Raw genomic sequence first — 12,393 nt, 5'->3', positions numbered from 1 at the left:
TTAAAAACATCACCGTAGCACCTCAAGTGAAATTGCAAGATATTGCTCAAATTGAACTGAAACAAAACTACGATACAATATCACACATAAACGGAGAAGAAGGAACAGGATTAATCATCATGAAAGAGCCGAGTAAAAACGCGGTTGCAATTGGAAAAGAGATTGATAAAAAAATTAAAGACATAAGTAAGCAATATAAAGATCAGTTTTCTATTAAACTTTTAGCCTCAACTCATGAACAAGTTGAAAATGCTGTTACTGGTATGGGAAAAGAAGTAATCCTTGGCGCAATCGCCGCTACTCTAATTATCTTAATCTTTTTGCGTAACTTCCGAACGACACTCATCGCTGTTGTCAGTATTCCATTATCTATTTTATTAACACTCTTTTTACTACACCAATCTAACATCACACTTAACATTTTAACTCTCGGTGGCTTAGCAGTTGCAGTTGGACGTCTCGTCGATGATAGTATCGTTGTCATTGAAAATATTTTTCGCCGTTTACAAAAGGAACCTTTCTCTAAAGATATTATTATCGATGCAACGAAAGAGGTTGCCGTCGCAATCACTTCTTCTACTTTAACAACGGTCGCTGTTTTTTTACCTATCGGCCTCGTATCAGGAGTAATCGGAAAATTAATGTTACCTATGGTATTAGCAGTTGTATATTCAATCCTTTCTTCTTTAATCGTCGCATTAACAGTTGTTCCACTTATGGCTTTTTTACTACTCAAAAAAACAAAGCATCGCAAGCCGAGCTCTTCACCACGATATGTAGCTACATTAAAGTGGGCTCTTTCTCATAAATTTATTATTCTACTAACTTCATTTTTATTATTTGCGGGATCAATCGCTGCATATATATTACTACCAAAATCGAACATAAAGTCCGAAGATGATACAATGTTATCCGTTAATATGACGTTTCCAGCTGATTATAATTCTGAATCTCAAAAACAAAAAGCCTTTGACTTCGAAAAGAAACTACTCTCTAATCCTGATGTAACAGATGTTATTTTACGAATGGGATCTAGCGCAGAAGATGCACAATGGGGGCAAACGACTAAAAATAATCTTGCCAGTATATTTGTAGTCTTCAAAAAGGGGTCTAATATCGACCAATATATTAAAGACTTAAAGAAAGATCATAAATCTTTTGAACCTGCCGAACTTGATTATATAAAAACGAGTTATTCAAGCTCTGGTGGGGGTAACAATTTACAATTTAACGTAACTGCTACTAACGAAACGAATCTAAAAAAAGCCGCTAACATCGTCGAAACAAAACTAAAGAGTATGGATGCTCTCTCTAAAGTAAAAACGAATTTAGAAGACTCTAAGAAAGAATGGCAAATTCATATTGATCAAACAAAAGCCGAACAATTAGGTTTAACCCCAGAATTAGCAGCACAACAAGTAGCATTCCTTATGAAGAAATCGCCTATTGGTGAAATTTCAATTAACAATGAAAAAACTACTATTATGATAGAGCACAAAAAAGAAAATATTAATAAACAAACAGATATTTTAAACGCAAACATACTGTCACCTATTAACGGACCAATTCCTTTAAAGGACATTGCAACTATTTCAGAAAAACAACTTCAAACAGAAATTTTCCATAAAGACGGAAAAGAAACAATTCAAATTACTGCTGAAGCCTCAAGTGAAGATTTAAGTAAAGTAAGCGCAGAAGTAAACAATGCGATAACCAACTTAGATTTACCTAGTGGAGCAAAAGTAAATATCGCCGGCGCCACTGAATCTATGCAAGAGAACTTCACAGATTTATTCAAAATCATGGGGATTGCAATTGGGATTGTATATTTAATTATGGTTATCACCTTTGGGCAAGCGCGTGCTCCTTTTGCAATTTTATTCTCCTTACCATTAGCTGCTGTCGGTGGTATTTTAGGATTAATCATTTCAAGAACACCTGTCGATATAAATTCTTTAATTGGCGCATTAATGTTAATTGGGATTGTCGTCACAAATGCAATTGTATTAATAGAAAGAGTGCAACAAAATCGAGAAAATGGCATGGAAACAAGGGACGCCTTACTAGAAGCTGGGTCCACGAGACTTCGTCCAATTATTATGACAGCTGTAACAACAATCGTTGCTATGCTTCCTCTCCTATTCGGTCAATCTCAAGCAGGGAGTATGGTATCAAAAAGTTTGGCAGTTGTTGTAATCGGCGGTTTGGCAGTTTCAACTGTTCTTACATTAGTAGTCGTTCCTGTTATGTACGAATTACTGGATAAAATCGGTAGAAAAAGACGTTCACGCAGAAAAATCAGTACTTCTACAGAAACACCTGATATTTAAAGTAAAAAGGCGTTATCTTCACGAATGAAGATAACGCCTTTTCTTTACCTACCCATATAATCCATCCTTCTTTTGCGCATATCGCTCTATAGGTTGACCAAAGTCTACAATAAGATATTCGTTATTTGAAGGTCTTTTACTCCCCCCTTTATATCCATTTCTTCTATATTAAAATACAAAAAGAACCCCCTACTTATAAATAGAGAGTTCTTCTTTATAACTTATGCCGCTTTTACCTTCTTCGTCGTTTTACTTTTTCTTTTCGTTCCTGTAAAACGCTTATGCAATACAGATGCTATCAAGCGTGAAATAACATTGAATAGTAATACCATAATAATTAATACAGCTGCAGATTTTGTCGCAATCAACTTCGCATCCGGGATAATCCCTTCAGAATTCAACTTCCAAATATGAACCGCTAACGTTTCAGCTGGTCTAAATGGATTTAAAGGATGCGCAGGACTTGAGAAGTCCGCTGCTGAATTTAAAATTGGAGATGTTAAACCCGCTGTGTAAATTAATGCCGCTGCTTCACCAAATATACGGCCAGCCGCTAAAATAACACCTGTAATAATTTGCGGTAATGACGACGGGATAATAATACGCGCGATCGTTTGCCACTTTGTCGCACCTAATCCAAGACTCGCCTCTTTTACATTATGAGGAACTTCTGAAATCGCATTTTCACAAACACGCGTTAAACCTGGTAAGTTTAAAATAGTTAAAGCTAAAGCACCACCCATTACCGTGTATCCCCAGCCTGTCATTGTAACGAACACTAACAAACCGAATAAACCAACAACAATAGAAGGTAAAGACGCCATTGTTTCAATACATAAACGAACAAAACTTAAAAATCGACCTTGTTTTGCATACTCCGCTAAATATATTCCAGCACCTAATCCAAGAGGAATAGATATAATAAGCGTTATAACAAGCATATAGAAGGAATTGAATAACTGCGGACCAATCCCACCACCAGCTCTTGTATTGCTTGGTTCTCCAAACAAGAAATTAGGATCCCAAAATCCCCATCCCTTTTGTAAAATTTCAAACACTAAGAACACTAGTAAAGCTACAACTAAAGCCGCAACCGCATAAAAGATACCTGTCCAAACTTTATTTACCGTTCTTGCATTCATTATTATCGCTCACCTCTTTGACCAATCGCTCGAATTACTAAAATAAACAGGAATGAAATAACAAGCAAAATCATCGCTAATGTCCATAGCGCATTGTTCCAAGCCGTTCCGTTCAATGTATTCGTCATATCCATTGTCAGAATACCCGTTAACGTTGCTGTTGGACTATATATTCCTTCTGGTAATTTAATCGTGTTCCCGATTACCATTTGAACCGCTAACGCTTCACCAAAAGCACGCGCTAATCCTAAAACTATACCTGTTAAAATCCCCTGTTTTGCAGCAGGAACAATCACTCGACTAATCGCTTGCCATTTCGTTGATCCTAGACCATAAGAAGCTTCTAAATAATCAAATGGAACAGAGCGTATTGCATCAGAAGCGATACTAGCAATAGTAGGTAATATCATAATACTTAGGACAATAATACCCGCAATTAAACTAAAGCCCACTCCTCCAAACGAATCACGTAATAGTGGCACTAAAATCGTAACCCCTAATAATCCGTATACAACTGAAGGAATACCAACTAATAGTTCTAAAACAGGCTTCAATACTTTATTTCCGAACTTCGGCGAAATTAAATTCATGAATATAGCAAGAGCTATAGCAATTGGCGCACTAATAATAACTGCACCTATCGAAACCAATGTTGAACCTATAATAAAAATTACAGCTCCGAAGGTTCCTTCGTCAGCATTCGGATTCCATTTTGTCGATGTTAATACCTCAGTAAATGAGATACCACTTTGCGTAAAAGATTGAATTCCTTTACCACAAATAAACGCAATAATAGCTAATGTAACTAAAACAATAAAAATACCACAAAACGTAACGAGTGATCTTCCTATATATTCACTCTTTACGTAATTTATTTGTTTTTTCCCCTTCATCACAGGACAGACCCCACTTCATAAATTGAAATGAACAGGACTGACCTTGCAGCCAGCCCCATAAATTTTATTACTTATTTAATTTAGACATCGGAATGTAACCCATATCTTCTACTTGCTTTTCGAAATCTTTACCTTTTACATAGTCAATGTAAGCTTTTGTTGCTTCTTTTGCCTCACCTTTTGTTACCATGTACTCGTAAGACCAGAATGGATATTTACCAGTAGCGATGTTCTCAACTTTTGGTTCAGATCCATCAATTTTAACCGTTTGTAGCGCGCCTTTTTTCTCACCAACCATGTAAGACATTGCTAAGTAACTCACTGAACCTGGAGTAGAGTTAATCGCTTGCTCTACAGCACCATTAGAATCTTGTGTCGTACCAGTTCCATCATTAATTTTCGCGTCTTTCATCACTGTCTTTTCAAAAGTAGCACGTGTACCAGATGAAGCTGGACGGTTAATTACGTTGATTTTTTCGTCTTTCCCGCCAACCTCTTTCCAATTCGTTACTTTTCCAGTGAAGATATCTTGTACTTGTTGTACTGTTAAGTTATCAACTTTTACATCTTTATTTACGACAAGCGCGAATGCGATACCCGCAACTTTGTTATCTACTAATTCTTTTGCTTTATCAGCATCTTTTATTTTATCTCCAGATGGAACATCCGAATTACCAATTTGTACTGCACCAGATGCTACTTGGTTAATCCCTGTTCCACTACCGCCACCTTGAACTTGAATAGAAACTTTTGAATTTTTCTCCATGAATTTCTTTCCAGCTTCCTCTGCAAGAGGTTGAAGCGCTGTAGAACCTGCAGCTGCAATCGTACCTGACAATTCTTGTTTTGCATTATCGCTTCCTTTAGCATTATCTTTACTAGCTGTATCTTCTGCTTTCCCACATCCAACTAATGCTCCTGCTACCACTAAAGCTGCTAAAGAAAATTTAATACCCTTTTTCATAACCATGTCTTGTACCCCCATTTGGATTATCACTTTTCACATTCGTCTACTTTTTTCGAACACAAATTCATTGTAGGACAACAATATTATGTGAGTGTTAAGCAATTTTTAATTTTAAGTAAATGGCGATAATAATCCTAAAAAGCTAGGAATCCCAACATTTGTAGTTACAGAACCCAACAAAATCCACACTAAACGAGCTGTAATGTAAATTTATTCTTAATAATGTAAACTCAATGTAAATGTTTTTCTTTCTTTTCACCTTTTAGTTAAAAATACATTTACAAATCCACTATATTTTTAACTTTTACAATCTCATTTTATTTACATTAAACAGAATTTCAGTATTTTTTTTTAGTACAACTAAATAAATTGGAACAATTCTAAAAATAATTGAATATTTTTAAAGTACTAATTGACAGCATCATTCAATGTAGTCTACTATATTAGTAGCAAAAAGTTTACCTAAGGAAACTTTTTAAACTTAAACTAACAATATAGAGATGAGGTAACTTTTATGGTATCGGCTAATACAAGACCACTTTCTGCATTTAAAACAGGAGAGTTTGTACAAATTGAGAAGATACAATTAGAAGGAACTATGAAACGACGTTTATTAGATCTAGGGTTTATCCCTGGGGCAACGATTAAAGTATTACAGCGCAGTCCACTTGGAGATCCGGTCGCTTATCAAGTAAGCAATACAACTATTGCACTGCGTAAAGAAGAAAGCTCCCTTATTTTCGGGGTATTAATAGGAGATGATTTCAGATGAGCAACCACCGTATTGCTTTAGCTGGCAACCCGAATACCGGGAAAAGTACATTATTTAATACTTTAACAGGCTTAAAACAACATACTGGAAACTGGACGGGAAAAACTGTTTTAAAGGCCGAAGGGGAATATGAACATAACGGAAATAAATATACATTAATAGATTTACCTGGAACTTACTCACTATATTCAAATTCTGCGGATGAAGAAGTGGCGAGAGATTATATTATCTTTGAAAAGCCAGAAGTCACTGTAGTTGTTATAGACGGAACTGCTATGGAGAGAAATTTAAATTTAGCACTCCAAGTGATGGAAATGACGAGCAACGTAGTTATTTGTATTAACTTAATTGATGAAGCTGAGAAAAAAGGCATCGTTATTGATGAAAAGAAATTAGCAACATCACTCGGTGTACCGGTAGTAAAGATTTCAGCTCGAAACCGAATTGGTATCGGGCATTTACTAAATGTCATCGCTAAAGTAGCAAATAAAAAAATAATTCCAACACCAATTAAAATTACTTACAGCGAAAAAATCGAAAATATGATTCAGGAATTAGAACCACAAATTTATAAAGTGTTCGGTGATGTGTATCCAGCACGCTGGATTGCGTTACGTATATTAGATGGGGATAAAAATTTCTTAACTACACTTCAAAAACACCATAATGAACCACTTGTAAGGGAGGTCGTAATAAATGGAATCTCACTCAGCCAGTAAAGCTCTTCCATTGGACTATATTATTCAACATGCACAAACACTATCAAAAGAAGATATACGAGATGATATTGTCGGAGATATTTACCGAACATCTGCAAGCATATGTAAAGAATCTGTTCAATATACAAATACTGATAAATTGTATCGTTCTGAAAAACTAGATAAAATTTTCACATCTCCAATTTGGGGATTTCCAATTATGCTAGGCATTTTATCTATTATCTTTTATCTTACAATTGCAGGCGCTAACGTACCATCTGATATGATTGCTGAGTTCTTTGGATGGGTCGAAGGATATTTAACATCTTGGTTCCAAGCAATGCATTCACCTGAATGGTTACATGGTATTTTAATACTTGGTTTATTCCGTGGTATCGGTGCTGTTATTAGCGTTATGTTACCACCTATGGCAATCTTTTTCCCTATGTTCGCACTATTAGAAAACTACGGATACTTACCACGTGTTGCGTTTAATATGGATCGTTTATTTAAGCGATCTGGTGCTCATGGTAAACAATCTTTAACAATGGCAATGGGATTCGGTTGTAATGCAGCTGCTATTATGTCAACGCGTATTATCGAATCGCCACGTGAACGTATGCTTGCTATCTTAACAAACAACTTCGTTCCATGTAACGGTCGCTGGCCTACGTTAATTTTAATGGCTTCACTATTTATGGCTGCTGGTTATACAGGTAGTATGCAAACATTTGTTACCGCTGGCGTTGTAGTTGGAATGGTTGTAATTGGTGTTATTATGACGTTAACCGTTTCTTGGGTACTATCGAAAACAGCTTTAAAAGGCGTTCCAACTCACTACACACTTGAGTTACCACCGTACCGTAAGCCAAAAATTTGGAATACAATTGTACGTGCAACACTCGATAAATCCATCTATGTTTTAAAACGAGCTATAGTTGTAGCTGCTCCTGCGGCTGCATTAACTTGGTTACTCGCTAATATTTTCATCGGTGACACAAGCCTGCTTATGTATTTTGTAAACTTCCTAGATCCATTCGCTAAAATGTTAGGACTTGACGGCTTTATTCTAGCTGCATTCATTCTTGGACTACCAGCTAATGAAATTGTTATTCCGATTTTATTAATGTCTTACTTATCAACTGGATCTTTAACTGAAATAGATGATTTTAATCAGATTAAAAATCTATTCTTAGAAAACGGTTGGACTTGGTTAACAGCGTTAAACACAATGTTGTTCTCCCTTCTTCATTTCCCGTGCGGAACGACACTAGTTAACATATATAAAGAAACAAAAAGTGCAAAATGGACATTCTTATCGTTTGCAATCCCTACCGTTATCGCCATTGTTGTTACATTCCTCTCTACACAATTGGTACATTGGTTAGGGCTTGTATAAAGTGAAACTTTACTCATTAGGGGCTTGTACACGCCCTCACTAATCAGGCGTGTACGGGTAGTTGACTTCCTATCTAACATCTTGTTCCCACCGAATTTTTTAGGTAAAAGTCTTACTGCCCATTAACGCGGGAAAAAACAAAGCATACATAGAAGGTATCCCCCTCCACATATGCTTTGCGCGAAAGAAACCTGAAAATCATTCAGGTTTCTTTTTTTCTTTCCACGGCTGCGCCCCATACGTTGTGAGTTTTTTATGGATGAAGTATATGGTTCCCGGAAGAACCGCCATTAATATCGTGCAACTAATTCCTAATCCAGTAAACAACTTTCATCACCTTATTTCACTCTCTTCGGTAAAGCTGAGCCTGAATGTTCAATTATCGGATGAACATGAACAGTAATTTCAGCATCACTAAAATAATTCTGACCTTGATCCCAATTCTTACTTATTTTTTTCCACTCTTTATAATTATGTCTCTTATACACTTCCCCTAATTCTAATACATCTACCTTATATTTTTTTTGAACAAGCTTAATCGATTTTTGGATGCGTTTCTCCATTTCCTCCGAAATATCCTTCTCTAAACGCTTTTCATTCAACACCTTTTTATGATCACTAAAGTGCAACTCCGCCAATGTCCCTTCCAGAGATATGTGAATATCAAATTTTGGTTTTGTAGCATTCGTTGTAGATACTTTAATTTTCCGACGCAGCTTATGAATTTCATATGTAATAAGTTGATCCTTTTTACGAATGGTAAAAAAACCTCCAATTTTTTTACCTATTATATAATTCATCCCTAATGTTTCTTCCCCCCCAAAAATACCTACACACTTATTATCCTTCCCGCGAAACAGCGCTGCCCCGTTCATTTGTACCCCTTGTTTTGTTAGTTCGAGAATAGGTAATACAAAACTCCGATTGGAAATCATCTTTTCCTGGACTTCACCAATTCTTGCAGCCTCAATCATTTGGGCATTTTTCGGAGGATGTTCAGCTAACATATCGATATACTGCGCTGGCAAATTTTCAGGCTTGGCACTCTGCTTTAAAATAGCTTCTGCATTTTGCTTAGAAACGAACAAACGAATATTCCTTCTCATTTCATGATCGCGAATATATACATCTAACGTATTTTGCAAAACATATGGATTCGCTAGTAAATCTTTAGAAAAAATAATCACTTGTATATGCGGAAAGAATAATGAACGACTAATTTTTTTGGCGATAATTCGGATTTGCTCAAAGACACTATCTGCTTTCGCACTAACATTAATATAATTTTCGCCATCTCCATCACCTTGTCCACCTTGTTGCGACAATTTACTGGGGAGTACCATCTGATACGTCCCTTTCATAATTGGATTTGCTTTCTTTGCCTTTACAATATCGTAAGCTGCACCTACTACAAATCCTCTTTCTTCTATTTCTTCTAACTCAGAGCACCCACTTATAGATCCAGCTAAAACCATAACCATTATTATTTTAAGAAGGTGTTTCATTTTTACCATTCCTTCTTTTTATTTTATATACAATAAAAACTAACAAAGGCGCTAACACGACAAACCCCATATCTACCCAAGCTAAATAAGTCCCATAACTTGACAATTCCTTCAAATTACTAGGTATCATATTCACCATAAAAATAATCGGGGCACTTACAAAAATGAAAATATGCTTCTTCACTTTCGGAAACATAGCACAAAATAATAAAGATGCGACGTCATAATACATTGCTGTCGTGTTATAAATAGTAATAATCCAAGTAGTAAAAAAAATTGCATCAAATCTTTCTAAAAACCCTCCACCAATCTCAATCTCTTTCCCTAATTCAATTGTTGGATATGTCAATCCACGTGTTGTCATATATGTAAAAACACTAATACAAGTTACATAAATTAAAATGTATGACAATACGTTCACCATCACTGCTTTTGCAACTGCCATTGGCGCTTTTTTCGCTGTTTTATCGTTCAACAACACAGCATAAAACAGAGCTACCTCAAATCCGATGAATGTAAAAATAGAATTTTTAACTCCTACAGCATATTGACTGACATTCGTTTGAAAAGCCGGTAGTAAATTATCTATTTCCATTAAGTTCACATTCAATAAAGAAAGAAGCACTATCGCAATTAAAACAATTGGCAAGAATAGAACATTTAACCTTAATAAAGCCGCTCTCGATCCAGCTACTCCATAAATAACAACTAATAAGAAGAAGAAAGACAATAGCTGTATTGGTGTATCACTAAATAAATATGTTTGTGAAATAACCGCAATCATTCGCGATTCATATGCTGTCAAAGCTGCAAATGTTAATACTAAGATGCTACTAATTGTGTATGCAACAGGTTTCGTCAAATGCGCACTCGTATATTGAACAAAGTTTTGTTTTGGGAATAAAATAGCTACCCTCGTTACAAACCAACCTAAAACCGCACATATCAATCCACCCAAAAGTAAAATAATCCAACCGTCCGAAAATAAAGTTTGATCAGCAATATCTCTCGGCATAGACAATGCCCCTATACCAATAATGGTTGACGATACCGCAAACCCAATTTCCCGAGATCCAATCTCTTCATCGCCATACTCAAATGGTTTCAATTATTTTCGCTCCTTTGGACGTATTGTAGAATCTTTTGTTTGCAAATATTCCGGTCTCTCTTTCAACATCGATTTTGGCATACGAATAAGTTCTTCTTTCCAATCTCTATAAAATGCAGGAGCAATAGGCGTTGTATAAGGAATACCAACACTCTTTAAATTCGTAATATGAATCGCAAGTGAAATAAGAGCTAAAATGATTCCGTACAATCCAAAAGCAGTTGCTGCTAATACAAAAACAAAAAGTAAAATGCGAAACGTAATTGTAATGCTATATACAGGCAGTGAAAATGTAGCAATTGCAGTAACTGCAATAATAATAACTAAGAACGGGTTTACAATTCCTGCATTCACCGCCGCTTCCCCAATTACAAGACCGCCTACAATCCCAATTGTTTGTCCCATCGGTTTTGGCAATCTAATTCCTGCTTCTCGTATTAATTCCATCGTTAATGCCATCATTAATGTTTCAATATATGCCGGAAATGGTACCCCTTCTCTGGCTCCCGCAATAGAATAAGCTAGTTTAGATGGGATAAGCCCTTGATGATATGATACAAGTGCTACATACATAGCTGGTAGCAAAACTGCCATTATACCAGAAACCATCCGTAAAACTCTCAATAACGTTCCAATCACCCAGCGCTCATAATGATCTTCGACAGATTGAAAAATATCAACAAATACAAGTGGAGCTATAAGAGCAAACGGTGATCCGTCCACCAAAATAGCCGCCTTTCCTTTCGCTAATGAAGCCACAATATTATCAGGCCTTTCCGTATTTAAAAACTGCGGAAAGGGTGACAAATTATTATCTTGAATTAATTGCTCAATCGTTCCCGTCTCAAAAATGACATCTGTCACTATGGATTGAAGACGCCGATCTAGTTCTTTTACAATATACGGGTTAATAATATCTTCTATATATACTAAGGTTACTTCTTTCTGCGATCGTTTCCCCATAATATAAGATTGAAACCGTAACTTCGGATCACGTAAACCACGGCGAATTAACATTTTATTTACATTAATATCTTCATTTAACCCAACTCTTGGTCCACGTATTAAATCTTCTGTCACTGGAGGCTCTAGACTTCTTTTCTCCCAAGCTCTACTGTTAACAACAATAGCCGTTTGAATATTATCAATTAATATAACTGTATCTCCCGCTAAAATCGCATTTATAATATCCGGAAATGTTGTTTTCATACCGACTTCTGCGATAGAAATAAAGCGATCCAATAACGTTTGAACAATAGCTGCTTCTTTTTGTATTTCTTCATATTGAAGCGTACGAACTACATATTTATAAACATTATCCTTATCTGTTAACCCACATAAAAAAATAACAGCGCAGCGCGTTAAACTGCCAGCAAGAGCAACTTCTCTAATTGTTAAATCATTAGGTGAACCTAACTCATCTCTTATTTTCTCCATAACTTCAAACAAGTTACCTTCTAACTCTAACAATTCCCCCACCTAACTTCCTTTTCAACAAGTTTTTAGTTAGATTCCGCTAATAGAAGAAAATATATACAAAAAAGAGCTATCTCTTTTCAAAGATAGCTCTCGTGCA

10 protein-coding genes and 1 pseudogene (1 of these 11 only partly in view) are annotated in these 12,393 nt (G+C 35.9%); 4 read left to right on the top strand and 7 right to left on the bottom strand.

The window, feature by feature from the left end:
• Positions 1-2,330 carry the 3' portion of an efflux RND transporter permease subunit gene (locus F0362_RS03740; RefSeq protein WP_149889659.1) on the top strand. It extends 715 nt beyond the left edge of the window, so only the last 2,330 of its 3,045 coding nucleotides appear in the window; the start codon falls outside the window, past its left edge; its stop codon occupies positions 2,328-2,330.
• A gap of 44 nt (positions 2,331-2,374) precedes the next feature.
• Here the strand turns inward: F0362_RS03740 and F0362_RS30785 are convergent.
• The 4 genes and pseudogenes from F0362_RS30785 to F0362_RS03720 form a co-directional block, all read right to left on the bottom strand.
• Positions 2,375-2,474, bottom strand: a pseudogene (locus tag F0362_RS30785) (ATP-binding protein); the annotation flags it as partial.
• A 77-nt stretch (positions 2,475-2,551) separates the two neighbouring features.
• Complete coding sequence (pstA, locus tag F0362_RS03730) at positions 2,552-3,472, bottom strand: phosphate ABC transporter permease PstA (protein ID WP_000994143.1); 921 nt, start codon at positions 3,470-3,472, stop codon at positions 2,552-2,554.
• A gap of 2 nt (positions 3,473-3,474) precedes the next feature.
• Complete coding sequence (gene pstC, locus F0362_RS03725) at positions 3,475-4,365, bottom strand: phosphate ABC transporter permease subunit PstC (RefSeq protein ID WP_000676684.1); 891 nt, start codon at positions 4,363-4,365, stop codon at positions 3,475-3,477.
• 70 nt (positions 4,366-4,435) lie between these two features.
• Positions 4,436-5,338, bottom strand: coding sequence for a phosphate ABC transporter substrate-binding protein PstS family protein (locus tag F0362_RS03720; RefSeq protein ID WP_000245101.1), 903 nt, complete (start codon positions 5,336-5,338; stop codon positions 4,436-4,438).
• A 511-nt stretch (positions 5,339-5,849) separates the two neighbouring features.
• On the opposite strand from F0362_RS03720, the gene F0362_RS03715 reads away from it, so the two are divergent.
• The 3 genes from F0362_RS03715 to F0362_RS03705 are packed head-to-tail and all read left to right on the top strand — an operon-like array spanning position 5,850 to position 8,204.
• Positions 5,850-6,107 carry a FeoA family protein gene (locus F0362_RS03715; protein WP_000252995.1) on the top strand — a complete coding sequence of 86 codons (258 nt, stop codon included), beginning with the start codon at positions 5,850-5,852 and terminating at the stop codon, positions 6,105-6,107.
• On the top strand, positions 6,104-6,826 hold the full coding sequence (locus tag F0362_RS03710) for a FeoB small GTPase domain-containing protein (RefSeq protein ID WP_000064958.1): 723 nt from the start codon (positions 6,104-6,106) through the stop codon (positions 6,824-6,826). Before F0362_RS03715 ends, F0362_RS03710 begins: the two co-directional genes overlap by 4 nt.
• Positions 6,804-8,204 (top strand): nucleoside recognition domain-containing protein, encoded by a 1,401-nt coding sequence (locus F0362_RS03705; RefSeq protein ID WP_000443614.1) that lies wholly within the window; start codon positions 6,804-6,806, stop codon positions 8,202-8,204. Before F0362_RS03710 ends, F0362_RS03705 begins: the two co-directional genes overlap by 23 nt.
• Before the next feature lie 338 nt (positions 8,205-8,542).
• On the opposite strand, the gene F0362_RS03700 is transcribed toward F0362_RS03705, so the two are convergent.
• From F0362_RS03700 to gerLA, 3 genes are read right to left on the bottom strand one after another with little or no spacing between them, the layout of a single operon-like run.
• Positions 8,543-9,709 (bottom strand): Ger(x)C family spore germination protein, encoded by a 1,167-nt coding sequence (locus tag F0362_RS03700; RefSeq protein ID WP_000681641.1) that lies wholly within the window; start codon positions 9,707-9,709, stop codon positions 8,543-8,545.
• On the bottom strand, positions 9,693-10,817 hold the full coding sequence (gene gerLB / locus F0362_RS03695; protein ID WP_000801989.1) for a spore germination protein GerLB: 1,125 nt from the start codon (positions 10,815-10,817) through the stop codon (positions 9,693-9,695). Before gerLB ends, F0362_RS03700 begins: the two co-directional genes overlap by 17 nt.
• Positions 10,818-12,296 carry a spore germination protein GerLA gene (gerLA, locus tag F0362_RS03690; protein ID WP_000504267.1) on the bottom strand — a complete coding sequence of 493 codons (1,479 nt, stop codon included), beginning with the start codon at positions 12,294-12,296 and terminating at the stop codon, positions 10,818-10,820.
• Positions 12,297-12,393 lie beyond the last annotated feature (97 nt).

It is taken from the genome of Bacillus sp. BS98, from assembly GCF_008432245.1.
Classification (GTDB): Bacteria; Bacillota; Bacilli; order Bacillales; family Bacillaceae_G; genus Bacillus_A; species Bacillus_A toyonensis.
The sequence above is the reverse complement of the archived record's forward strand: the minus strand, read 5'-3'. Positions and strand labels throughout refer to the sequence as shown.